This window comes from Streptomyces sp. NPDC051041 (genome assembly GCF_044456065.1).
GTDB classification, from domain to species: Bacteria; Actinomycetota; Actinomycetes; order Streptomycetales; family Streptomycetaceae; genus Streptomyces; species Streptomyces glaucus.
This window is the reverse complement of sequence record NZ_JBITFM010000024.1, coordinates 1-22,982: the sequence shown is the minus strand read 5'-3', so window position 1 is coordinate 22,982 and position 22,982 is coordinate 1. Positions and strand designations below refer to the sequence as shown.

25 protein-coding genes are annotated in these 22,982 nt (G+C 74.3%); 8 read left to right on the top strand and 17 right to left on the bottom strand.

Going from position 1 to position 22,982, the window contains the following annotated elements; all coding sequences use genetic code 11:
- Window positions 1-55: 55 nt before the first annotated feature.
- Both ACIBAI_RS26870 and ACIBAI_RS26865 read right to left on the bottom strand, forming a co-directional pair.
- On the bottom strand, window positions 56-736 hold the full coding sequence (locus ACIBAI_RS26870) for a hypothetical protein (protein ID WP_399038179.1): 681 nt from the start codon (window positions 734-736) through the stop codon (window positions 56-58).
- A gap of 69 nt (window positions 737-805) precedes the next feature.
- Window positions 806-1,417, bottom strand: a complete 612-nt coding sequence (locus ACIBAI_RS26865) for a helix-turn-helix domain-containing protein (protein WP_399038177.1) — start codon at window positions 1,415-1,417, stop codon at window positions 806-808.
- 570 nt (window positions 1,418-1,987) lie between these two features.
- Between ACIBAI_RS26865 and ACIBAI_RS26860 the strand changes: the two genes are divergently transcribed.
- A complete protein-coding gene (locus ACIBAI_RS26860) occupies window positions 1,988-2,566 on the top strand; it encodes a TetR/AcrR family transcriptional regulator (protein ID WP_399038175.1) in 579 nt (192 codons plus the stop codon).
- A 386-nt stretch (window positions 2,567-2,952) separates the two neighbouring features.
- Here the strand turns inward: ACIBAI_RS26860 and ACIBAI_RS26855 are convergent, their stop codons facing one another.
- The 4 genes from ACIBAI_RS26855 to ACIBAI_RS26840 all read right to left on the bottom strand — a co-directional run bounded on the left by ACIBAI_RS26855 (window position 2,953) and on the right by ACIBAI_RS26840 (window position 8,032).
- Window positions 2,953-5,016 carry a HelD family protein gene (locus ACIBAI_RS26855; RefSeq protein ID WP_399038174.1) on the bottom strand — a complete coding sequence of 688 codons (2,064 nt, stop codon included), beginning with the start codon at window positions 5,014-5,016 and terminating at the stop codon, window positions 2,953-2,955.
- A 48-nt stretch (window positions 5,017-5,064) separates the two neighbouring features.
- A complete protein-coding gene (locus ACIBAI_RS26850) occupies window positions 5,065-5,679 on the bottom strand; it encodes a TetR/AcrR family transcriptional regulator (RefSeq protein WP_399038172.1) in 615 nt (204 codons plus the stop codon).
- 250 nt (window positions 5,680-5,929) lie between these two features.
- Window positions 5,930-7,186: a GNAT family N-acetyltransferase gene (locus ACIBAI_RS26845; RefSeq protein WP_399038170.1), complete on the bottom strand. Its 1,257-nt coding sequence runs from the start codon at window positions 7,184-7,186 to the stop codon at window positions 5,930-5,932.
- A gap of 195 nt (window positions 7,187-7,381) precedes the next feature.
- Window positions 7,382-8,032: an aerial mycelium formation protein gene (locus ACIBAI_RS26840; RefSeq protein WP_399038169.1), complete on the bottom strand. Its 651-nt coding sequence runs from the start codon at window positions 8,030-8,032 to the stop codon at window positions 7,382-7,384.
- 179 nt (window positions 8,033-8,211) lie between these two features.
- Between ACIBAI_RS26840 and dtd the strand changes: the two genes are divergently transcribed.
- Window positions 8,212-8,637 (top strand): D-aminoacyl-tRNA deacylase, encoded by a 426-nt coding sequence (gene dtd, locus ACIBAI_RS26835; protein WP_399038167.1) that lies wholly within the window; start codon window positions 8,212-8,214, stop codon window positions 8,635-8,637.
- 4 nt (window positions 8,638-8,641) lie between these two features.
- Here the strand turns inward: dtd and ACIBAI_RS26830 are convergent, their stop codons facing one another.
- Genes ACIBAI_RS26830 through ACIBAI_RS26820 form a run of 3 tightly spaced genes read right to left on the bottom strand, consistent with a single transcriptional unit; the run spans window position 8,642 to window position 10,662 of the window.
- Complete coding sequence (locus ACIBAI_RS26830; RefSeq protein ID WP_399038165.1) at window positions 8,642-9,607, bottom strand: YgfZ/GcvT domain-containing protein; 966 nt, start codon at window positions 9,605-9,607, stop codon at window positions 8,642-8,644.
- 9 nt (window positions 9,608-9,616) lie between these two features.
- Window positions 9,617-10,054, bottom strand: coding sequence for a transcriptional repressor (locus tag ACIBAI_RS26825; protein ID WP_344601558.1), 438 nt, complete (start codon window positions 10,052-10,054; stop codon window positions 9,617-9,619).
- A 32-nt stretch (window positions 10,055-10,086) separates the two neighbouring features.
- Window positions 10,087-10,662 carry an FABP family protein gene (locus ACIBAI_RS26820; RefSeq protein ID WP_344601556.1) on the bottom strand — a complete coding sequence of 192 codons (576 nt, stop codon included), beginning with the start codon at window positions 10,660-10,662 and terminating at the stop codon, window positions 10,087-10,089.
- 261 nt (window positions 10,663-10,923) lie between these two features.
- Here ACIBAI_RS26820 and ACIBAI_RS26815 point away from each other — a divergent pair, with 261 nt between their 5' ends.
- On the top strand, window positions 10,924-11,286 hold the full coding sequence (locus ACIBAI_RS26815) for a DsrE family protein (protein WP_399038163.1): 363 nt from the start codon (window positions 10,924-10,926) through the stop codon (window positions 11,284-11,286).
- A gap of 131 nt (window positions 11,287-11,417) precedes the next feature.
- Here ACIBAI_RS26815 and ACIBAI_RS26810 read toward each other — a convergent pair whose 3' ends face one another.
- From ACIBAI_RS26810 to ACIBAI_RS26775, 8 genes are all read right to left on the bottom strand, one after another.
- Window positions 11,418-11,675 carry a DUF3099 domain-containing protein gene (locus ACIBAI_RS26810; RefSeq protein ID WP_399038161.1) on the bottom strand — a complete coding sequence of 86 codons (258 nt, stop codon included), beginning with the start codon at window positions 11,673-11,675 and terminating at the stop codon, window positions 11,418-11,420.
- 117 nt (window positions 11,676-11,792) lie between these two features.
- Window positions 11,793-12,080 carry a DUF1416 domain-containing protein gene (locus ACIBAI_RS26805; protein WP_028421436.1) on the bottom strand — a complete coding sequence of 96 codons (288 nt, stop codon included), beginning with the start codon at window positions 12,078-12,080 and terminating at the stop codon, window positions 11,793-11,795.
- Between the two features lie 46 nt (window positions 12,081-12,126).
- Window positions 12,127-12,966: a sulfurtransferase gene (locus ACIBAI_RS26800; protein ID WP_399038159.1), complete on the bottom strand. Its 840-nt coding sequence runs from the start codon at window positions 12,964-12,966 to the stop codon at window positions 12,127-12,129.
- A 117-nt stretch (window positions 12,967-13,083) separates the two neighbouring features.
- Window positions 13,084-13,164: a putative leader peptide gene (locus tag ACIBAI_RS26795; protein WP_355172694.1), complete on the bottom strand. Its 81-nt coding sequence runs from the start codon at window positions 13,162-13,164 to the stop codon at window positions 13,084-13,086.
- Between the two features lie 272 nt (window positions 13,165-13,436).
- The gene (locus tag ACIBAI_RS26790; protein ID WP_399038158.1) at window positions 13,437-14,177 is read right to left on the bottom strand and encodes a DUF2993 domain-containing protein; all 741 of its coding nucleotides are present in this window, start codon (window positions 14,175-14,177) and stop codon (window positions 13,437-13,439) included.
- A gap of 125 nt (window positions 14,178-14,302) precedes the next feature.
- Window positions 14,303-15,604, bottom strand: a complete 1,302-nt coding sequence (locus ACIBAI_RS26785) for a hypothetical protein (protein WP_399038156.1) — start codon at window positions 15,602-15,604, stop codon at window positions 14,303-14,305.
- Between the two features lie 3 nt (window positions 15,605-15,607).
- Entirely contained in the window at window positions 15,608-15,862 is a 255-nt protein-coding gene (locus ACIBAI_RS26780; RefSeq protein WP_344601545.1) for a MoaD/ThiS family protein, read from the bottom strand.
- 38 nt (window positions 15,863-15,900) lie between these two features.
- The gene (locus ACIBAI_RS26775; RefSeq protein ID WP_399038154.1) at window positions 15,901-16,797 is read right to left on the bottom strand and encodes an alpha/beta hydrolase; all 897 of its coding nucleotides are present in this window, start codon (window positions 16,795-16,797) and stop codon (window positions 15,901-15,903) included.
- A 271-nt stretch (window positions 16,798-17,068) separates the two neighbouring features.
- On the opposite strand from ACIBAI_RS26775, the gene ACIBAI_RS26770 reads away from it, so the two are divergent.
- From ACIBAI_RS26770 to ACIBAI_RS26750, 5 genes are all read left to right on the top strand, one after another.
- The gene (locus tag ACIBAI_RS26770; protein WP_399038152.1) at window positions 17,069-17,845 is read left to right on the top strand and encodes a response regulator transcription factor; all 777 of its coding nucleotides are present in this window, start codon (window positions 17,069-17,071) and stop codon (window positions 17,843-17,845) included.
- A gap of 51 nt (window positions 17,846-17,896) precedes the next feature.
- Window positions 17,897-18,919 carry a LacI family DNA-binding transcriptional regulator gene (locus ACIBAI_RS26765; RefSeq protein ID WP_399038151.1) on the top strand — a complete coding sequence of 341 codons (1,023 nt, stop codon included), beginning with the start codon at window positions 17,897-17,899 and terminating at the stop codon, window positions 18,917-18,919.
- 208 nt (window positions 18,920-19,127) lie between these two features.
- Window positions 19,128-20,240 carry a S1C family serine protease gene (locus ACIBAI_RS26760; RefSeq protein ID WP_399038148.1) on the top strand — a complete coding sequence of 371 codons (1,113 nt, stop codon included), beginning with the start codon at window positions 19,128-19,130 and terminating at the stop codon, window positions 20,238-20,240.
- Window positions 20,241-20,392: 152 nt separating this feature from the next.
- Window positions 20,393-21,127, top strand: coding sequence for a response regulator transcription factor (locus ACIBAI_RS26755; protein WP_399038146.1), 735 nt, complete (start codon window positions 20,393-20,395; stop codon window positions 21,125-21,127).
- Window positions 21,124-22,581: a sensor histidine kinase gene (locus tag ACIBAI_RS26750; protein WP_399038145.1), complete on the top strand. Its 1,458-nt coding sequence runs from the start codon at window positions 21,124-21,126 to the stop codon at window positions 22,579-22,581. Before ACIBAI_RS26755 ends, ACIBAI_RS26750 begins: the two co-directional genes overlap by 4 nt.
- Window positions 22,582-22,982: the final 401 nt, after the last annotated feature.

The following is a 22,982-nucleotide window of genomic DNA, read 5'->3' as shown; positions in this document are numbered from 1 at the left end:
CGCAGAACGGGCCGGGCACTCCCGAAGTGCCCGGCCCGCGCGGGGCGCCGCCGCATCACTCGGCGGACGTCGTCTTCCTGGGGGTGGCCTTGCGCACCGGGGCCTTCTTGGCGGCGGCGGCCTTCCCCTCCGAGTCGTCGGTCCCGGTCCCGCCGGTCCCGGCCTCGGCGGGCTTGACCCCGTTGGTCCCGGCGGGCTTGGGCCCCTGCTTGGCCTCGGCCGGCTCGGGGTCCGGCTCGACGGCCACGGCGAGTTCCTCCACGCCCTGGGCGAGGTCCTCGATGCTCTCGGCGGCCTCGCCGCGCCAGGTGCGCACGGCCTTCTCGCCGTGCTCGGCGACCTTCTCGTAGGTCTCCCGGGCCTTGACGGCGTACTCGGCGGCGACGCCGACCCCGCGCAGCGCGAGGTCCTGGGCGGTCTCGCCGAGCTTCTTCAGGTCCGCGTCGAAGTTGCTGCCGAGCTTCTTCAGGTCGGTGTCGAGGGTGTTGAGGAACCCGCCGACCTTGGTCTGGAGGGCCTCCTGGGTCTCCTTGACGCGGGCGGTCGCCTTCTCCTGGACGGCCTTCGGGTCGGTGTTGCGCACGGCCTCGATGCGGGCCGGGGCCTCGGCGCGCAACTGCTCCACCAGGGCGGGCACCTTCTTGGCCTGCCGCAGGGCCAGGTCGGCGGTGCCCGCCGCGAAGTAGAGCGGGGTCGGGTCGCTGAGGGTCTTGCGCAGGTCGTCGGTGATGGCCATGGTGCTGGTCCTCCGGATCGTTCGGCTGGGGGTGGTGTGGGTCCCGCGCTGGAGGCCGGCTGCTCCTGCTCAGCCGGCCGGCTGCTGCGGGCCGGCGTCGTCGCCGGTCGTGCGGGGGCGACGCGCGGCGGTCGCGTGCCCGGCGGTGCCGCCGCCGTCGCCGCCGCGCGTGCGGCGTATCGCGGTGCCGGCGCCGCCGGCCGTGCGGGGACCGCCCGCGGCGCCGCCGTCCGGGGCGTCGAGCCGCGCGTCCGCCTCGTCCCGAACGGATGCCTCGTCCCGGGCGGATGCCTCGTCCCGGGCCGTGTCGCCGGCCCCGTCGGGGGCGATCCCGAACCCGTTCTCCTTGCGGAAGGACTCGTAGATCTGGAGCAGCACCTGCTTCTGCCGCTCCGTCAGCGTGGGATCGGCGAGGATGACGGCGCTGGTCTCCACCTCGTCCCGGTCCCGTTCGGCGTCGAGGATGCCGGCCCGCACGTACAGCGTCTCGGCGGAGATCCGCAGCGCCTTGGCGACCTGCTGCAGCACCTCCGCGCTCGGCTTGCGCAGTCCGCGTTCGATCTGGCTGAGATACGGATTGGACACCCCGGCGGCATCGGCGAGCTGCCGGAGCGACAGCTGCGCGGTGCGCCGCTGCTCGCGCAGGTACTCACCGAGATTGCCGACGTTGAGGGATGCCATGCCTCCACGATGCCCCACCGTGCTAACTCTTGCAAGCGACCGCTTGCAAGAGTGCGCCACACGGGTGGTCCGGCGGGCGGTGGCGCGCCCCGGACGGCTGTCCGTTCCGGTGGAAGCGGGTGGTTCCCGCCCGGCCTGATCGGCGAAGCGAGCGGGTCCCGGCTGTTCTGACCGGCGGGAGCCGGTCGGCGTCTCAGCCGGTCGGTGTGCCGGTGCGGGTGTACGCGGTGAAGCCCGTGGACGCGGAGAGCCGCTCGGGGATGGGATGCGTCGCCGCGCGAGCGGACGACGGCGCGGTGGCCGCCGGCGTCGGCGAAGGCGTGCGGCACCGCGATGCGGGCGGTTCGGGCGAGGCCGAGGCGGCGGTGGCCGGAGTGGGTGCCGGCGGGCTCGAACTCGCCGGTTCCGTCGGCCGGGTCGTACCGGCCCTGGCGGCAGGCGACGGCTTCCCCGGTGGGCGGGGTCCGGGAAGTGCGGGCGGCCGCACCTTCCCGTCCCCGGCCGCTTGCCTGGATCATTCAGGCGATTACACAATCGGTCGCGTCAGCGGAGTCGGCGGAGAGGACGGTCATGGCGCGCGCCGGCCTGACCCCGGAACGCCTGACCCGCGCGGGAGCCGAACTGGCCGACGAGGTCGGCTTCGAGCAGGTGACCGTCTCGGCGCTCGCCCGCCGGTTCGACGTCAAGGTCGCGAGCCTGTACTCGCACCTGAGGAGCTCCCGGGACCTGAAGACCAGGATCGCCCTGCTCGCCCTGGAGGAACTCGCCGACCGGGCCGTCGGCGCCCTGGCCGGACGGGCCGGCAAGGACGCGCTGGCCGCCCTCGCGAACGTCTACCGCGACTACGCCCGCGAGCACCCCGGCCGCTACGCCGCCGCCCAGTTCCGGCTCGATCCGAAGACGGCGGCCGCGAGCGCCGGCGTCCGGCACGCTCAGCTGACGCGGGCGATCCTGCGCGGCTACGACCTGGCGGAGCCGGACCAGACCCACGCGGTCCGGCTGCTGGGCAGCGTCTTCCACGGTTACGTCACCCTGGAGCTGGGGGGCGGTTTCAGCCACAGCGCCCCGGACACGGACGAGACCTGGTCCCGGATCCTGGACGCCCTCGACGCCACGCTGCGCAACTGGCCCGCGCCCTCCGCCTCCTGACGGACACGCCGGAACCGGGCCCGCCGGACTCCCCCGGGTCGCCCCGCCCCTCACCCGGGAGATTCCCGCGCGGGACCCCGGCCTGGAACGGACCGGGCACGGCGCCGCGAGGCGTCCCGCGTACGCACTCCTCCGTGCGTACGCGGCAGCGGGCCGTCCTCCGCCGAACCTGGACCCGGGCGAGGAACGAGGCGCCGGACGCACGAGGGACGGAGGTGACACGCGCGTCGGGGGACCGGCTCGGCGGCCGTCCCGGCCAGCCTCGCCAGCCGCCGGTGGCCCCGGTCCGAGAGGGGGGCCGGCGCCCCGGCGCGGTCACGGCGGGGACGGCTTCGTCCGGATCGCGGAGGCGCTGGGCAGGCGCTGACCCCGGGAGCCGGACGGCCTCAGAACGGCAGCGGCCGCGCGTGCACCACGTCCAGCCGGGACACCGCCCGGGTCAGCACCACGTACAGCCGGTGCGGGCCCCGCTCCTCCGCCTCCGCGACGGCGGCCGGCTCGACGGCGACGACGTGGTCGTACTCCAGTCCCTTGGCGGCGCTCGCCGGGACCACCGCCACCCGGGCGCCCAGGTCCCCGGGGCCCGCCGCGTCGATCCCGGCCGCCGCCAGCGCCTCCCGCACCCGGGGCGCGTCCGCGTCCGCGGCGACGACGCCGACGGAGCCCTCCCGGTCCAGCGCGCCGCGCACGGCGGCCGCGACCGCGGCGGGCACCTCTTCCGGCGCCGTCCGCCGGAAGCGCAACTCGCCGTCCCCGCGCAGGGAGCGGGCCGGCCGGACGTCGACGTCCAGTCGCCGCAGCAGCCGGTTGGCGAGCGCGACGACCGCCCGCGGCACCCGGAACCCGGTCGTCAGCTCCACCACGGCCGCGTCCGGCTTCCCCAGGTGCGCCAGGGTCGCCGCCCAGGACCGCGCCGCCCACGGGGTGGTGCCCTGCGCCAGGTCGCCGAGGACGGTGAGCGAACCGAACCGGGACCGCCGGGCGATCGCCCGGCACTCCATCGGGGAGAGGTCCTGCGCCTCGTCGACGACGACGTGGCCGTACCCCTCGGGGTGCTCGATCAGCCCGGCGACCTCGTCGAGGAGGACCAGGTCGGCGGCCGACCAGCGCGCCGACCGCCACGACCGCGGCGGCCTCGCCCACCGCAGCGCCTCCTGTTCGCCGGCGTCCAGCAGCCCGTCGGCCGCCGCCGCCAGCGCCTCCGGATCGCCGAGGAGCCCGGCGACGACCTCCTCGGGCCGCACCCGGGGCCAGACGGCGTCGAGGTACGCGCCGACCGGCCGGGCCCGCTCGATCCTGCGCAGCCAGGCGGTGGTGCGCGGCCCGCCCCGCCGCTCGGCCTGTTCCCGCACGCCCGCCACGATCCGGCTGCGCACCCGTTCCCGTCCGACGGCGTACGGCGGCTCCTCCCGCCGCACGTCCGCCACGATCCGCGCCAGTTCCTCCGCCCCGATCCGCCAGCGGTAGGAGCCGTCCGGCACGGCGAGGGAGCCGGCGCCGTCGGTCCGCACCCGCGCGTACAGCGCCCGGCGCAGCACCTCGGCCGTCCGGGCGTCGTGCTTGACGGCGGCGGTCCGCTCGTCGTCGGTCCCGGTGACCGGGTGCCGGGCGATCTCGTCGGCGAGGGTGCACTGGCGCACGCCGGTCTCGCCGAGCGCCGGGAGGACCTGCGCGATGTACGACAGGAAGGTGCGGTTGGGGCCGAGGACCAGCAGCCCGCCGCGGTGGAGGCGCTGCGGGTGGGTGTAGAGCAGGTAGGCGGCGCGGTGCAGGCCTACGGCGGTCTTGCCGGTGCCCGGCGCGCCCTGCACGCACACCGACACCGCGAGGTCGCCGCGGACGAGGTCGTCCTGTTCGGGCTGGAGGGTGGCGGCGATGTCCCGCATGGGGCCGACGCGGGGCCGCTCGATCTCCCGGGCGACGATGCCGCCGGGCCCCTCCTCGCCCCGGGCCAGGTGCTCGTCCTCCAGGCTCGTCAGGTCGGCGGAGTCGCCCCGGCTGCCGGGCGCCCACCCGAAGCGCCGCCGCACGGCCACGCCCCGGGGGTCGCGCGCGGTGGCCTGGTAGAAGGCGCGGGAGACGGGGGCGCGCCAGTCGACGACGAGGGGCGGGGCGGCCGGGTCCTCGGTGATCCGCAGCCGCCCGATGTGCAGGGCCCGGTCGGCGGCCTCCGGCCGCGGGCGCCGCCCGGAGTCCTCGCCGTCGCCCTCCGCGAAGTCCAGCCGGCCGAAGAACAGCGGCCCCTCGGGCAGTTCGCGCAGCGCCCTGGCCCGGCTGCGCAGCCGGTACCCGAGCACCTCGGCGTCGGCGCCGGAGGCGGAGACGTCCTCACCGGTGACGACCTGTTCCCGGGCCTCGTCGACCATGGCGGCGAGGGCGGCGCGGCAGTGGTCGTGGTGGGCGCGTTCCCGGTCGAGTTCGTGGCGGAGGGCGGGGTCGGTCGGTGTCATTCCACCGAGCGTACCGAAAAACGTAACTCAGTTAAATTCTTTACTCGGTCACGTCCGAGTGAGGTGCGGCAGTCCGCCCGCCAGCGCCCCGAACGCCCGCTCCGCCGCCGCCACCGCGTCCGCCCGCACGTCCGCCACCCGCTCCCCCGCCGCGATCCGCCGCCAGTTCTCCTGCGCGAGGATCCGCTGCACGGCGACGATCTGCCCGGCGGCGAGCCGGGCGTCCAGCCCGCCCCCGAGGGCCTCGGCGAGCGCGGCCTCCGACCGCTCCAGGTGCCCGTACAGGCGGGCGACCAGGGCGGGAGTCCCGTAGAGCAGGGCGTGGAAGGCGAGCACGTCGGGGTCGTCGTTGAGCCCGGTGACGGGGTCGCACCGCTCCAGCCCGGCCAGGAAGTGCCGCCGCAGCGCCTCGACGGGCGCCGTCGCCGCCCCGGCCACCACCCGCGCGGCCTCGTCCTCGTGATCGGCGATCCGGTACAGGACCAGGTCCTCCTTGGCCGGGAAGTACCGGAAGAGGGTCGGCTTGGAGATCTCCGCCGCGGCGGCCACCTCGGCGACGGACACCGCGTCGAACCCCCTCTCCACGAAGAGCCGGACGGCGATGTCCGACACGGCCTGGTACATCCGCTGCTTCTTGCGCTCACGCAGCCCGGGCTCGCTCATGCCGGTGAGCCTACGCAGCGGGCCGGGCGCCGGGACACCCGAGGCGCCGGCGCGGTCCGCTCGGCCGCCCGGACCCGCCGTCGCGCGCCGCGGCGTCAGCCCCGGAAGACCCGCAGGACCCGGAGCAGCGGCTCGAACGCGCCGACCACGCGGTCCGCACCGACCTCCCGCAGGCAGGCGCTCCCCCGCCCCGAGCTCGCCGGTGCGGATGCGTTCCCGCAGGACGCCGCGCCGCCGGAAAGGAGCGCCCTCAGAACAGGTCCGGGCACCACGGCCGCCTGGACGTACGCAGCAGGGCGTCGGCCCGCCGGGCGGCGCCCGCTCGTTCCTCCCGCACCCGGCCCAGCGCCGCGAGCCGCACCGCCGACTCGTCCCCCAGCCACAGCGCCGCCAGCTCGCCGGCGCCCAGCGTGAGATCGGCGCTCCCACCGGTCGGCGCGCAGGACGCCCCGTCGGGGCCCGCCTCCAGCCGGTACCGCCCGCCGGCCGGCCCGCCCCGGTCCACGACCTCCAGCACCAGCGAGTCCGACCCGCCGTACGTCCGCGCCTCCAGGGCCCGTACGACGTCCAGGATCCGCACCCACAGCCAGTCGGCCTGCGTGGTGACGCGGGCCGCGCGGGGGTCCGGCAGGAGGAGGGGGAGCAGGTCGTCGGGGGCCCGCCGGCCGCTCTTCACCCGCGTGATCCAGTCGATCGAGCAGAGGTAGTGCCACAGGGCGCGCTCGGCGGCCGGGGTCACCCCGATCAGCCAGTTCACGCTCGCCGTGGTCAGCGGCTGCTTGTTCCCGCCCCACCGGTCGTCCGCCTCGTACGACACCATGCCCTCGACCTCGCCGGACGCCGAGCGGTACACGGCGTAGAAGGGCTCGGTCCACGACGGCTCGAGGCGGACGACGCCGGTGTTGACCTTCCACCACAGCTCGTCGCGGCTCACCGCGCCCGGCTGGGTCCGGCGCAGCCGCTCGTGCAGCTCGGGACCGAGCTTGCGGACGTCCTCGCCGTCCACGAGGTCGACCCGGCCGCCGTCCTCCGGGCCCGCCCAGCGCGGGTCCAGCCCGGCGCGCGGCACGTCGACGGTCCACTCGGCGGTCCAGGTCGCCGGGCCGAAGCCGTACCGGCCGTAGATCGGGTACTCGGCGGCGATCAGCGTGGCGACGACGTCCCCGCGCTCCTTCGCGGCCGCCAGGTCCCGGGTGATCATCCGGGTGAGCAGGCCGCGGCGGCGGTGGGTGGGGCTGACGGTGACGCTCGAGACGGCGTCGGCCGCCACGGGCCTGCCGCCGACGGCGGTGATCTCCTGCGCGAAGGAGCGGAGCGTCGCCACGCAGCGGCCGTCGTCGAAGGCGCCGAGGAGCCGGCCGGGCACGAACTGGTCGCGCCGCGCCCTCACCTGCTCCTCGGTGGCGACGGGCTCGCGCAGGAAACCGGTGTGCCGGGCGCGGATCCACTCGGGCAGCTCGGCCTCGGTGACGGCGCGTACGTCGGTGTCGGAATGCGGACGGCTCATGGGGCCACCGTAGGCGCCGCGCGGGGAGGCAGTCGCGGGATTATCACCGGGGCGCCCGGAAGCCGGGCCGCCGCCCGGAAACCGGGCCGTCGGCACCGCCCGGTCCCCACCCGCGGCCCGGAAGCCGGACCACCGCCCGGGAGGCGGGACGTCGCCGGGGAGGTCACCCGCGGCGCCTCGTGGTCCGGCGCGCCGTCACACGAGCAGATCGTCGACTTGTGCTTCCCCGTCACGGTACCTGCGGGCGATCTCCGCGCCGCAGCCGTCGGCGGTCCGCTGCAGCCGCTGCCGTCTGCGCGACACCCGCTGCTCGTACCGCGCGAGCCGGTTCATCGCGGTGTTCAGCTCCAGGTCCGTCCGGGCCGCCAGGTCCGACAGCTCCACCTCGGCGAGCATCTCCGCCGCCAGCCGCCGGGCCTCCTCGCCGTGCGGGGTGTCCAGCGTCACGTGGCGGGCCGAGGAGCGGTGCCGGGCCGGGGCGTCCCGCAGGATCTCCGCGAGCCGCTCGACCACGGACGTCCCGCCCGCGGCGGCGGGGGCCGCCTCGGGGGAGCGCCGGGCCAGCTCCGCCCGCAGGATGTCGATCCGCCCCTGCAGCAGCCGCCGTACGTAGCTCAGGTCGGCCTCCTCGCGCTGGGCGCTGCGGCGCAGGGCGCGCAGTTCGGGCAGGCTCAGCGCGGTCAGGTCGGACGGCTGGGAGCGGTCCCCGCCCGACGGGCTCGGGGGAGGATCCGGGGGCAGGTGCGGGCTGTCGGTGCGCTGCACGGGGGGCCGGGGCATCTCCCGCCCGACCGCCTGGGCCAACGAGACAGCCCCGAGGGGCTGTCCCATGCTCGGTGTGCTCATCTGTCTCAACCGTCCCCTCGACCGGCTATTGGGAGCATCGTGCCACTCCGGGTGGACAAGAAGTGACCGAGTGCGCCCGATCCGCCCCGGATGGGGGGTTACGGAGTGAAAAGAAAGCTAAAAGATCATCCGTACGGGCCGCCCGGCAAGCGCCCGTGACGGCACGGCATCATGGCCGCATGCGTGCAGTGGTACAGCGGGTGGACGGCGCGAGCGTCGTCGTGGACGGCGAGACGGTGGGGGCGTTCGAGGGCGAGGGCCTGTGCGTCCTGGTCGGCGTCACCCATGAGGACACCGAGGAGAAGGCGGCCCGGCTCGCCCGCAAGCTGTGGACGCTCCGCATGCTGCACGACGAGCGGTCGTGCAGCGACACGGGCGCGCCGCTGCTGGTCGTCAGCCAGTTCACGCTCTACGGCGACGCCCGCAAGGGCCGCCGCCCCACCTGGAACGCGGCCGCCCCCGGCGACGTCGCCGAGCCGCTCGTCGACGAGGTCGTCGCCCGGCTGCGCGCGCTCGGCGCGACGGTGGCGACGGGCCGCTTCGGCGCCCGGATGCGGGTGTCCCTGACGAACGACGGCCCGTTCACGGTGCTGCTGGAGGTCTGAAGCCTCAGGGCTCGACGACGACTTCCTGCGCCGCCGCCGTGTCCCCGGCCATCAGCCGCGCGTCCACCGGGACGTTCCGCTTCACCAGGGCGAGGGCGACCGGGCCCAGCTCGTGGTGGCGTACGGAGGTGGTGACGAAGCCGACCCTGCGGCCGTCGGCGCCGTCGTCCGCGAGGCGGATCTCCGTGCCGGGCGGCGGCAGGTGCACCTCGCTGCCGTCGAGGTGCAGGAAGACCAGGCGGCGCGGCGGCTTGCCCAGGTTCTGCACCCGGGCCACGGTCTCCTGGCCCCGGTAGCAGCCCTTGTGCAGGTGCACGGCCGTGCCTATCCAGCCCAGTTCGTGCGGGATGGTGCGGTGGTCGGTCTCGAAGCCGAGCCGCGGCCGGTGGGCCTCCACGCGCAGCGCCTCGTACGCCAGCAGCCCGGCCGGCGGGCCCGCCTGCCGCGCGTACGCCTCCAGCTCCGCGCGCGGCAGGAACAGGTCACGGCCGTGGGGGGTCTCGCGGACGACGACGCCGTCCGGGGGCTCGGCGATGGAGCCGGCCGGCAGGTGCACGACCGCGAACTCGTCCGTCCGGTCGGCGACCTCGACCTTGTAGAAGAACTTCATCGACTCCAGGTACGCGATCAGCGCGTCCTGGGTGCCGGGCTCGACGTGGGCCCAGACCGTCTCGCCGTCGTCGACGAGGTAGAGCGCGTGTTCGATGTGGCCGTGGGCGGAGAGGACGAGCGCCTCGGTGGCCTGGTGCGGCGGGAGGTCGCTGACGTGCTGGGTGAGCAGCAGGTGGAGCCAGCCGAGCCGGTCCTCGCCGGAGACGGTCACGACGCCTCGGTGGGAGAGGTCCACGAATCCGGTGCCGTCGGCCAGGGCACGCTGTTCGCGGAACAGGTCGCCGTAGTGGGCGGCGACGCCTTCGTCCACGCCCTCGGCGGGGACGGCGCCGGGCAGGGACAGCAGAGGGCTCTTCATATGCCTAGCCTACGACTCGGTACTTGAACCCTTCAGGGAACAGTCCTTGCACCGGCCGAAGATCGCGAAGTGCTTCATGTCCGTGTCGAAGCCGAACGTCTCGCGCAGCTTGGCGGTGAACTCGGCGGCCACCTCCAGGTCCGCCTCGATCACGTGGGTGCAGTCGCGGCAGACCAGGTGGATGTGGTGGTGCCGGTCGGCCAGGTGGTACGTCGGCGCCCCGTGCCCCAGGTGCGCGTGGCTGACCAGCCCCAGTTCCTCCAGGAGTTCCAGGGTCCGGTAGACGGTGGAGATGTTGACCCCCGACGCCGTCTTGCGCACTTCGCTGAGGATGTCGTCGGGGGTCGCGTGCTCCAGGGTGTCCACGGCTTCGAGCACGAGTTGCCGCTGCGGGGTCAGCCGGTAGCCGCGCTGCCGCAGATCGCTCTTCCAGTCGGTGCTCACCACACGGAGAGTCTAGGCCGACCGGGCGCCGGAGCTCACTTGAAGAACGCGATCCCGTCGTCCGGCAGGTCGTCGGGGAGGGCCTTGGCCCAGCGTTCGACCTCCTCCGGGGTGACGACCTTCTTCAGGTGGGCCGACATGTAGGGGCGCAGGCCGACCTCGGGGGTCTGCTTCTCGCCGACCCACATCAGGTCGCTCTTGACGTAGCCGTACAGGCGCTTGCCGCCGGTGTAGGGGCGGGAGGCGGCGGTGCGGGCCACCGCGTCCGTGACGAGGTCGATCTGCGGCTTCTTGTCGGCCAGCTCGCCGTACCAGATCTCGACGACGCCGTCGTCGCGGGTCATCGTCACCTCGACCTTGCGGTCGGCGTCGACGCGCCAGAAGCCGTGCTCGGTCTCCAGGGGCCTGACCTTGTTGCCGTCCTTGTCCAGCACCCAGGTGTGGGAGTGGTACTCCAGGAAGTCCCGGCCGTCGTGCGTGAAGGTGACCTCCTGTCCGAAGTTGCACTTCTCGGCGCCGGGGAAGTCGTGCACGCCCGCGCCGGCCCAGTTGCCGAGCAGGAAGGCGAGGGGGACCAGGTCCTTGTGCAGGTCGGACGGAATCTCGATCATGAGCAGCTCAGGGGTCTCGTACGTCTGTCGGGGCGGTTCAGCGCTGGCCCTGGAACAGCTTCTTCACGGTCAGTCCGGTGAAGGCGAGGACGCCGACGCAGACCAGGACCAGCAGGGCTTCGAAGAAGATCGTCACGGGTGCTCCTCGATTGAGCGGTGCGGTGCGTGCGCTACGTGCACAGGGCCGGGCCCCAGCTTACGCGGCCGGGGCCCGGCTCTTCCTGTGAGGTGCGCCCCGCCCCCGGGCCGTACGATTCCGGCATGGCGAAGAAGCTCGTGATCAAGGTGACGGCGGGGGCCGACGCCCCTGAGCGCTGCTCGCAGGCGTTCACGGTGGCGGCGGTGGCCGTGGCCAGCGGTGTCGAGGTCTCCCTGTGGCTGACCGGGGAGTCGTCGTGGTTCGCCCTGCCGGGCCGGGCCGCCGAGTTCGAGCTGCCGCACGCCGCCCCGCTGCCTGACCTGATCGACTCGGTGCTGGCGGGCGGCCGGATCACGCTGTGCACGCAGTGCGCGGCCCGCCGGGGGATCACCGAGCGGGACGTCGTCGAGGGCGTGCGGATCGCGGGCGCGCAGGTATTCGTCCAGGAGGCGCTGGCGGACGGCGCGCAGGCGCTCGTCTACTGATCCCGGCCCTCGGCCGCCGGTTCCGCGGGCCGGGCGGCGGCCGCGGGTGGAAGGACGCCGGCTCACGGGCGTCCGGCGTCGCCGCGGCGGGACGCGTCCGCTCCCCCCCTCGCGCGAGCGGTGCCGCTCGCTCAGCGCCGTTTCCTTCCGTCCAGTTCGTCCCACCACTCGTCGGACTGCGGGTCGCCGGAGGGGTCGTCCCACCACTGGTCGTCGGGGCCGCGGCGGTTGGCGACCACCGCGGCGACCGGCGGGATGACCATCGCCACCAGGCACATGCCGACGGCCGCCGGCACCGACCAGATGCGCACGACGCCCCAGGCCAGGACGAACAGCGTCAGGCAGGTGCCCATCAGGGCGAAGTACATGTGCCGCCGTCGTGCGTACATGTGTCCAGCGTAGGCCCGGGGAAGGCGGTCGCACGCCGGGGAGACCAGGGGCGGGAACGGCGACGGGCCGCGCTCCCGGAGTCGTCCGACTCCGGGAGCGCGGCCCGTCCGCCGTCGTCAGACGGCGATCGCGACCTCGGCCAGGCCGCCCTTCTGGGCGACGACCGTGCGGTCGGCGGTGGCGCCGGGCACGAGGGCGCGGACGGTCCAGGTTCCCTCGGCCGCGTAGAAGCGGAACTGTCCGGTGGCGGAGGTCGGGACCTCCGCGGTGAACTCGCCGGTCGAGTCCAGCAGACGGACGTAGCCCGTCACCGGCTCGCCGTCGCGGGTCACCTGGCCCTGGATCGTGGTCTCACCGGGCTTGATCGTCGAGGCGTCCGGGCCGCCGGCCTTCGCTCCGCACATGTCGTACTCCTGAAGAGAGGTCCTGAAAGGTCGGTCGGGTGGGGGGTTACTTGCCGGTGCCGAGCTCGATCGGCACGCCGACGAGGGAGCCGTACTCGGTCCAGGAGCCGTCGTAGTTCTTGACGTTCTCCACGCCCAGCAGCTCGTGCAGGACGAACCAGGTCAGCGCGGAGCGCTCACCGATTCGGCAGTAGGCGATGGTGTCCTTGGACAGGTCGACGTTCTCCTCCTCGTAGAGCTTCTTCAGCTCCTCGTCGGACTTGAACGTGCCGTCGTCGTTGGCGTTCTTCGACCACGGGATGTTGCGGGCGGTCGGGACGTGGCCCGGGCGCTGCGACTGCTCCTGCGGCAGGTGCGCCGGGGCGAGCAGCTTGCCCGAGAACTCGTCGGGGGAACGGACGTCGACCAGGTTCTGCGAGCCGATCGCCGCCACCACGTCGTCGCGGAAGGCGCGGATGGCGGTGTTCTGCGGCTTGGCCTTGTACTCGGTCGTCGGGCGCTCGGGCACCTCCTCGACCAGCTCGCGGGCGTCGAGCTCCCACTTCTTGCGGCCGCCGTCGAGGAGCTTGACGTTCTCGTGGCCGTACAGCTTGAAGTACCAGTACGCGTACGAGGCGAACCAGTTGTTGTTGCCGCCGTAGAGGATCACCAGCGTGTCGTTGGCGATGCCCTTGGCCGACAGGAGCTTCTCGAAGCCCTCCTGGTCGATGAAGTCGCGGCGGACCGGGTCCTGGAGGTCCTTGGTCCAGTCGATCTTGATCGCGTTGCGGATGTGGTTCTTGTCGTACGCGGACGTGTCCTCGTCGACCTCGACGATCGCGAGGTTCGGGTCGTCCAGGTGCTGCTCCAGCCAGTCGGCGTCGACCAGGACGTCGCTGCGGCTCATGCTCTTCTCCTCCGGGGCAGTTGCGGCGGGGCGTGCGAGTGAGGGGTGCGCGCTCGGGCGAGACGGCGCACGGATGCCCTGAGCAGGGCGGGGGGATGCGGAAGCCGGGGCTTCCGCTCAGAAGGCGCGACAGAGCATGGCGGCAACGCGGCACAGGTCCACTGCCCGCCGCTTCGTGAGATCCGCCTGTCGCTTCATGGTCCCGATCGTAGGGACGGACCGGCGGACGTGTCACCGGTGTGTCGCATCGTGAGACGAGATTGTCCGGGATGCGGGACGGAAGTCCGTGCGAACGGCGTCCGCGCGGCTCCCGGGCGTCCGGGTCCGCGGGCGCATCTGCGGTACGGACAGCACGTCTCGCCTGTCGGACGGACGGGTGGCGGGCCCGCGCCGCCGGTCCCGGACGACCGGCCGGGTCCGCCGGCGCCCGCGCTCGCGTCAGCCGTGCCCGCGGCGGCCGCGGGACGTCCTTACCCCACCAGCCTGACGTTCGAACCCCGCACCGTGATCTCCACGCCGTTCCGCGCCGGCTCCACCTTGTCGAGCCGGACGCCGCCCGGCAGCTGGCCGATCTTCTGCTCGAAGTCGGTGACGGCCCGCACCCGGGACTCGGCGAGCTGGACACCGCCGAGCCTGGGCAGCTCGCCGGCCTGCACCCGCACGGTGTCGCCGCCGACCACGCTGACGTCGCTCAGCACGTACACCGGCTCCGGCAGCTCGGTGCCCAGCACCGTCGCCCGGACCTCGACCTTGATCTTTCCGTTGCCGCCGTCGGAGAGCCCGACGACGTCGGCGGTGACACCGGGGGCCACCTGGGTGGGCTCGGGCTTGGCGGTCTTCAGCAGCTCGTCGTAGGCGATGAAGGCGGTTCCGGTGGCGCCGGCCGCGGTGGCGGAGCCGAAGTCGCCGGAGAACTCCACGCCCTTCATGTCCGCCCGGAGGCGGTCGATACGGATCTTCCCGGCGCCGTCGCCGGTGGCGGCCTCGTAGTCCCGGATGCCGACCTCGACCTCGTCCAGCTCGCCGCCGGCCACCTGGGTGAGGAAGGGGAAGCCCTTGATGGACACGTCCGGGGCGGCGCTCAGGTTCTCGGCGGTGCGCAGCCGGTCCGCCGCCTCGTCCTCCGCGAAGCCGACCGCCAGGCGGTCCAGGGCCACGAAGAGGCCGCCGAGGATCACGACGAGGATCAGAAGTATTCGCAGTGCGCGCATGTGCTGCTCTCTCCCGGCCGGGCGGTCGACGGCGGCGGTCCTGACGACCGGCGGCCGTCCAGCGCGAGGGTAACCCCGCCCGTGACGGCCGCCCGGGAATTGTCGATCACCTGTGACACCGGTGGCTAGCCGAGCGCCCGTCCCAGCACGTAGACGAGCGGCGCCGCGCACGCCAGCGGCAGGGCCACGCCCGCCGTGAAGTGGACGAACCGGGACGGGTAGTCGTAGCTGGCGACGCGGTGGCCGATCAGGGCGCACACCGCAGCGCCCGCGCCGAGCAGCGCGCCCGGTGTCCCGAGCCCCGTCGTCGCGCCCACCGCGATGCCCGCGCCCGCCGCCGCCAGCAGCGCGACCACCACGGACGCCGGCGTCGGCAGCGGCAGCGCGCGGGCCGGGACGGCCACCGCCACGGCGGCCGCGCCGACGGTCACCGCGTCCGCGTCGGCGGCGAGGTAGCCGCCCGCGACGATGGCCAGCGCCGCCGCGGCCACGGTCGCCATCAGGCCGTACATCCGCTCGTCCGGGTCGGCGTGCGACCGCAGGTGCAGGACGAGGGAGAGCAGCACCCACACCCCGAGCGTGCCGAGGATGGCCGCCGGGGAGCGCCCGGAGACCAGCAGCGCCGCGTCCGCGACGAGCGCTCCGGCGAAGCCCAGCGCGATGCCCTGCCGGGCGGGCCACATGCCGTTCAGCCGGAACCAGCCGGCGGCGGTGACGGCCTGGAGGACGGCGAGCGGGACGAGGAGGGCGTACGTGCCGATCGCGGCCGTGCCGGCCAGCAGCAGCCCGAGCAGCGCCGTGAGCGCGGCCGGCTGCATGCCCGGCTCGATGATCGGCGAACGGCCCTCGGCCCGGGCCCGCTGGGCGTCCGTGATCCGCGCGTTGCCGCCGAGGGTGGCCGGGCCGTACTCCGGGGCGGCCTCGGGGGACGCCGGCGGGGTGTGCGGCTGCGGCTCGGGCTGGGGCTGCCGCCGGGGCCGCGGCTGGGCCTGGGGCTGGAAGTGCGGGGCGGACGTGTGGTGGGCCCCGGTCGGGTGGGTCTGCTGGTACCGCTGCGGCTCGGCGTACGGCGGCTGCTGATGCCCGTAGGACTCCTGCGGGCCGCGCGGCTGCTGATAGGCCTGCTGCGGCTGCGGCTGCGGGTGACCCTGCTGCGGCTGCTGGTAAGCCTGCTGGTACGCCTGTGGCTGCTGATAAGCCTGCTGCGGCTGCTGGTACGTCTGCCGCGGTTCCCCGTATGCCTGCGCCGGCGGGTACGCCGTCTCCGCCGCCTGGACCGGCGGCTGCGTCTGGGTCTCCCAGGTCTGGCCCTGCCACTGCTGGGTGTGCGGCTCGTCGTACCCCTGCTGGGGCCAGGCCTGGGGCTGCTGGGACTGGTGGGGCTGCTGCTGGTACGGGTCGTGCCCCTGGTACGGCTGGTTCGTCACTGGTCACCCTCCTGCGAACGGCGGGAGCACCTCGACCGTGCCGCCGTCGGCCAGCCGTACCGTCTCATGCCCGCGGGTGCCCACGGGGTCACCGTCCACGAGGAACGAGCACCGCCGCAGGACGCGCGCGAGTTCGCCGGGGTGCCGCTCGCGCACCGCGTCGAGCGCCTCGGCGAGCGTGGCCGCCTCGTACGGCTCCTCGGCCGTCCCGGCCGCGGCCTTCGCGGCGGCCCAGTAGCGCACCGTGACCTTTGCCATCTGGTTCCTCAATCGATCGGGCGGTGGACACCGCCAGGCTAGCCCGCCCGGGTGACCGCCCAGTCCCCGATCCGGTGCAGCAGCTCGTCGCCGGCCGCGTGCTCGGCGTGGCCCATGCCGGGCTCCAGCCAGAGTTCGCCGTGGTCACCGGCGGCCTCGGCCAGCATCCGGGGGTGGTCGACGGGGAAGTACCCGTCCCGGTCGCCGTGCACGATCAACAGCGGGGTGGGCGCGATCCGCTCCGCCGCCTCCACCGGCGACAGCGGCACCGGGTCCCAGTCCCGGTGGTGGATGCGCGTGCGGAAGCCGTAGCGGCCCACCACCCGGCCCGCGGGGCGGGTGACCAGCCAGTGCAGCCGGCGCATGGGGGCCGTGCCCCGGTAGTACCAGCGCGCCGGCGCGCTCACCGACACCACGGCGTCCGTGCGCGCCTGCGGTCGCGCTCCCGTGCTCCTCGCGTGCTCCCGCTCCTCCTCGGGCGGGTTCGCCCCGTACAGCGCCGCGTGCCGCAGCACCACCGAGCCGCCCATCGAGAAGCCGACGGTGACCACGCGGGTGTGTCCCAGCTCGCGCGCCCACGTCACCGCCGCCGCCAGGTCGAGCACCTCCCGGTCGCCGACCGTGGACCGTCCGCCGGACGCCCCGTGGCCCCGGAACGAGAAGGTGACCACGGCCCCGTGCCGCGCGAACGCCCGCGCCACCCGCCGCACGTGCGGGCGGTCCGCGTCGCCCGTGAAGCCGTGCGCGACCACGAACACCGGGCCACGGACGGGTGTCCGGGAGGCGTCGGGCACGGCCGCGCCCGGTTCGTATACGGAATCGATCCGCACCCCGTCGGCGGTGTACAGAAACGTCCGCAAAGGTGCGTCTCTGCGCGTCTCGGATTCCGGACGAAAGGCGGATCGGGTCCCATGACCTGCCGAAGGGGCGCTCATGTCGGCTATTGTGCTGCGCATAGGACTCGGGCAACGTAGCCCCCGGGTCCTTTTGTGCTTTCGGAAGCGTTGTATACGAAGCGGGAAACCGCAGGTGTACGGGCCGTCGAACGCATAGCGGCTCCCCGGAGCCGCCGCGGGTCCCAGGGGCGCGGGATTCGCACCGTACGAAGCAGTGCCGCAACGTCCTCGTAGGGACCGAGGAGGAACCAGACGTTATGGGCGAGCGAACCGTGCACGAATGGACGACGACCCGGGCAGGTGGAGCGCGATGAGCTCTCTGCTGCTCCTGACCAACGCCCTCCAGCCGTCGACGGAGGTGCTTCCCGCCCTCGGCCTGCTGCTGCACAACGTGCGGGTGGCCCCGGCGGAGGGCCCCGCACTCGTCGACACCCCCGGTGCCGACGTCATCCTCGTCGACGGGCGGCGCGACCTGCCGCAGGTGCGCAGCCTGTGCCAGCTGCTGCGCTCCACCGGCCCCGGCTGTCCCCTGGTCCTCGTCGTGACGGAGGGCGGCCTGGCCGCCGTCACCGCCGACTGGGGCATCGACGACGTCCTCCTCGACACCGCCGGGCCGGCGGAGGTGGAGGCCCGGCTGCGGCTGGCCATGGGCCGGCAGCAGATCGTCGACGACTCCCCCATGGAGATCCGCAACGGCGACCTGTCGGTGGACGAGGCCACGTACAGCGCCAAGCTCAAGGGCCGGGTCCTGGACCTGACCTTCAAGGAGTTCGAGCTGCTGAAGTACCTCGCCCAGCACCCGGGCCGGGTCTTCACCCGCGCCCAGCTGCTGCAGGAGGTGTGGGGGTACGACTACTTCGGCGGCACCCGGACCGTCGACGTCCACGTGCGGCGGCTGCGCGCCAAGCTCGGCCCCGAGCACGAGTCGCTGATCGGCACCGTCCGCAACGTCGGCTACCGGTTCGTCACCCCGGAGAAGCCGGAGCGGGGCGACCGCGCCGCCGAGGAGGCGAAGTCCGCGTCCGCCCCGGCAAAGGCGGAGAATGCGGACGCGCCGGCCGTCGCCGAGGTCACGGCCGAGGCGTAGGAAGCGGCGTACGCCCTGCCCAGGGGCGTTCCATCCGCGTAGACTCCGCGCGTGGCCAAGGTGACTCGGGATGACGTGGCACGACTGGCGGGGACCTCCACCGCCGTCGTCAGCTACGTCATCAACAACGGACCCCGGCCGGTCGCCCCGGCCACGCGCGAGCGTGTCCTCGCCGCGATCAAGGAGCTGGGCTACCGGCCCGACCGGGTCGCCCAGGCGATGGCGTCGCGGCGCACGGACCTCATAGGCCTGATCATCCCGGACGCGCGCCAGCCCTTCTTCGGGGAGATGGCGCACGCGGTCGAGCAGGCCGCCTCCGAGCGCGGGAAGATGGTCCTGGTCGGCAACACCGACTACATCGGGGAGCGCGAGGTCCACTACCTGCGCGCCTTCCTGGGCATGCGCGTCTCGGGCCTGATCCTCGTCAGCCACGCCCTCAACGACCTGGCCGCCGCCGAGATCGACGCCTGGGACGCCCGCGTGGTGCTGCTGCACGAGCGCCCCGAGGCCATCGACGACGTCGCCGTCGTCACCGACGACCTGGGCGGCGCCCAGCTCGCCGTGCGCCACCTGCTGGAACACGGCCACGACTACGTCGCCTGCATGGGCGGCACCGCCGAGACGCCCGCCGTCGGCGACCCGGTCTCCGACCACGTCGAGGGCTGGCGGCGCGCGATGCGGGAGGCCGGGCTGTCCACCGAGGGCCGCCTCTTCGAGGCCCCGTACAACCGCTACGACGCCTACCGCGTCGCCCTGGACGTCCTGGCCGGGCCGCACCGCCCGCCCGCGATCTTCTGCTCCACCGACGACCAGGCGATCGGCCTGCTGCGCGCGGCGCGCGAGCTGCGCATCGACGTGCCGGGCGAGCTGGCGGTGGCCGGGTTCGACGACATCAAGGAGGCGGACCTGGCCGACCCGCCGCTGACCACCGTCGCCTCCGACCGGTCGGCGATGGCGCGGGCCGCCGTGGACCTGGTCCTGGACGACGGCCTGCGGGTGGTGGGCTCCCGGCGCGAGCGGCTGAAGGTGTTCCCGTCACGGCTGGTGATCCGCAGGTCGTGCGGCTGCGCCTGAGGCGACGCCGGCCCTCCGGCGCCTCGCGGGCGCGCCGAAGGCCCGTGGGGCGGCGGGGACCCGGGTCCTCGCCGGGGCTCCGCAAAGCCGCCCCGAGAGGCCCCCGCGCCACCGCGAGGCGCGTGTTCATATCGGGCATACGCGGTTCTGCCGGGCTTCTCAGGGAGCCCTCAGGGGACTCTCATCCTCGGACGGCAGGCTCGGGGACATGACCGAGAGCATCCGCCGCAGCGGCGAGTACGACACCCCGTACACGAACCCCTACCAGGGCGCCCCGCAGCACGCCTCCTCCCCCGTGGACCCCGGGTGGCCGGCCCCGCCGGCCCGGCCGCCCGCCCAGCCGGGCACCGCGGTGCGGCCCGGCCAGGGCGGCGCCGGGGACGGCGGCCACGGCGGAGACACGGCCCCGGCGGTCCTGCCGGCCGCCCCCGCGGCCCCTTCCGCGCCCGCGCCGGGGAAGCGCGCCCGGGGCCCGGTGGCCCTGCTCGCGGCCGTGGCGATCGTCGCGGCCGCCATCGGCGGCGGCACCGCGTACGGCATCCAGGAGCTGACCGGCAGCGACACCGTCACCACCAGCTCCACCAGCACCAGCGTGGTGCCCGCCGGCCAGAAGGGCACGGTCGCCGGGGTCGCCAAGGCGGTCAGCCCGAGCATCGTCGAGATCAACGCCACCTCGAACGCCGGCTCCTCCACCGGCTCCGGCGTGATCATCACCGGCGACGGCGAGGTCGTCACCAACAACCACGTCGTCTCCGGCGCCTCCTCCATCACGGTGACGACCAGCGACGGCAAGGAGTACACCGCCCGGATCGTCGGCACCGACAGCAGCAAGGACCTGGCGCTGATCGAGCTGTCGGGCGCCTCCGGTCTGAAGGCGGCCACCCTCGGCGACTCCGACGGGGTGCAGGTCGGCGACGAGGTCGTGGCGATCGGCTCCCCCGAGGGCCTGACCGGCACCGTCACCAGCGGCATCGTCTCCGCCCTCGACCGGGACGTCACGGTCTCCACGGACGAGGGACAGCAACAGCAGCAGCGCGGCGGCGGCTGGCCGTTCGAGTTCGGCGGCCGGCAGTTCAACGGCGACACCGGCTCGTCCACGACGACGTACAAGGCGATCCAGACGGACGCCTCCCTCAACCCCGGCAACTCCGGCGGCGCGCTGATCGACATGAACGGCAACATCATCGGCATCAACTCCGCGATGTACTCCGCCGCGGGCAGCTCCTCGGCGGACGCGGGCAGCGTCGGCCTGGGCTTCGCCATCCCGATCAACACCGTCAAGTCCGACCTGGCCCAGCTGCGGGCGGGCTCCGGCAGCTAGGGCCCGCCGTCCGGACCGTCCGGCCCGCGCGCCGCGCCGCCGCCGTCCGCCGCCGTACCGTGCGGGGCCGGCCCGTCCCGGCGGCGCGTCCGGGCGTGCGAGGCTGAGAGCGTCAGACCCCGCCCACTCCGCACCCGAGGAACCGCGAGCCCATGAGTCCCGCAGAAGGCGACCGTGCCCCCCAGCGCATCCTGATCGTCGACGACGAGCCGGCGGTGCGCGAAGCCCTCCAGCGCAGCCTCGCCTTCGAGGGGTACGGCACCGAGGTCGCCGTCGACGGCGCCGACGCCCTGGAGAAGGCGGCCGCGTACCGGCCCGACCTGGTCGTCCTCGACATCCAGATGCCCCGCATGGACGGCCTGACGGCGGCCCGCCGCATCCGGGGCACGGGCGACACCACCCCGATCCTGATGCTGACGGCCCGTGACACGGTCGGCGACCGGGTCACGGGGCTGGACGCCGGCGCCGACGACTACCTCGTCAAACCGTTCGAACTGGACGAGCTGTTCGCCCGGATCCGCGCCCTGCTGCGCCGCAGCTCCTACGCGGCGGCCGTGGCGGGCGCGACCGAGGACAGCGACGTGCTCGCCTTCGCCGACCTGCGCATGGACCTCGCGACCCGCGAGGTCACCCGGGGCGGGCGGCCGGTGGAGCTGACCCGCACCGAGTTCACGCTGCTGGAGATGTTCCTGGCGCATCCGCGCCAGGTCCTCACCCGGGAGCAGATCCTGAAGGCGGTCTGGGGCTTCGACTTCGAGCCGTCCTCCAACTCGCTGGACGTGTACGTGATGTACCTGCGCCGCAAGACCGAGGCGGGCGGCGAGCCGCGGCTGGTCCACACCGTCCGCGGCGTGGGGTACGTGCTCCGGCAGGGCGGCACGGAGTGAGGAGGGTCCTGCGCCGGTTCCGCTCGCTCCCGATCCGGGCGCGGCTGTCGCTGCTGGTGGCGGCCGCGGTGGCGTTCGCGGTGGCGGCGGTGTCGGTGACGTGCTGGTTCATCGTGCAGGGAAAGCTGTACGGCGAGATCGACGACGACCTCCGGTCCGGGGTGCCGCCCTCGCTGCCGGCGAGCGACGTGCGGACCACGCTCAACACCTGCCCCCAGTCGCCGTCGGAGGCCTTCCCCTTCGGCGCGCGGGTCAACGGCTACGTCCAGATCGTCCGGGCCGACGGCGGTGCCTGCCTCTACGGCAACTCCACCGCCCTGGTGAAGGTGGCCGGCAGCGACAGGAGCGTGGCCGAGGACCCCGCGCTCGGTGAGGGCACGCTGCGCAACGGCACCGACAGCGACGGCAACCGGGTGCGGGTGCTGACCACGGCGCTGGTCGTCAGCGGTCCCGACGGCCGGTACCTGGCCGACGACGCCGCCCTCCTCATCGCCGTCCCCCTCGGCAGCACCCGGTCCACCCTCAACGAGCTGGCGCTGATCCTCCTCGCCGTGTCCGGCGTGGGCGTCCTCGGCGCCGGGGCCGCCGGCCTCGCGGTCGCCCGCGCCGGCCTGCGCCCCGTCGACCGGCTCACCGAAGCCGTCGAGCACGTCGCCCGGACCGAGGACCTGAACGTCCGCATCCCCGTGGAGGACGACAGCGAGGACGAGGTCGCCCGCCTCTCCCGGTCCTTCAACTCCATGACGTCGGCGCTGGCCAGCTCCCGCGAACTGCAGCAGCAGCTCATCGCGGACGCGGGCCACGAACTGCGCACCCCGCTCACCTCGCTGCGCACCAACATCGAGCTCCTCACCCGCAGCGAGGAGACCGGCCGGCCGATCCCGGAGGCGGACCGCAAGGCGCTGCTCGCCTCGGTGAAGGCGCAGATGACGGAGCTGGCCGCGCTGATCGGCGACCTCCAGGAACTGTCCCGCCCGGAGCAGGGCCAGCACGCCGGCCGGACGCGGATCGTCGCCTGGCAGGACGTCGTCGAGTCGGCCCTGCGCCGGGCCCGGCTGCGCGGCCCGGAGCTGACGATCACGGCGGACGTGGAGCCGTGGTACGTACGGGCGGAGCCGTCGGCGCTGGAGCGGGCGGTGGTCAACGTCCTGGACAACGCGGTGAAGTTCAGCCCCGCGGGCGGCACGATCGAGGTCCGGCTCACCGGCGGCGTCCTCACCGTCCGCGACCACGGCCCCGGCATCCCCGGCGAGGAGCTCCCCCACGTCTTCGACCGCTTCTGGCGCTCCCCCTCGGCGCGCGCGCTGCCGGGTTCGGGGCTGGGCCTGTCGATCGTGGCCCGGACCGTCCAGCAGGCGGGCGGCGAGGTGACGCTCGCCCCGGCCGACGGCGGCGGCACGGTGGCGACGATCCGGCTGCCGGGGGCGTCCGCGCCGCCGCCGGAGCTCCCCTGACCTGCTCAGCGGAGGCGTTCCGCGCCGGCGGAACCGGCGATCCCGGTGAGGAGCGCCTCCTGCGGGGCCGTGCCGAACACGAGCACCGGGCCGTGCGGGGCCGGGGTCGGCGTGCCCGGTTCCGACGGCCGGCGGGCCCCGCCCGTGCGGCCGGTTCCGCGTGCGTGCCGCACTCCGCCACCCGCCCCGGCCGGCGGCCCGCGGACGGCACCCGGGACGACCCTCCCCGCGCGATCGGCGAAGGGCGGTGCGCACGGTCCGCCGACCGTGCGCACCGCCCTCACGCGGATGCCGCTCGCCTGCCGCCTAGCTGTATTGACCACGAGCGTTGTTAACACTGGTGGGTCTTGATCATGGCGAAGACCTCCGCTGTGGTGGAGCTGTCTAGGACTGCACCGCAG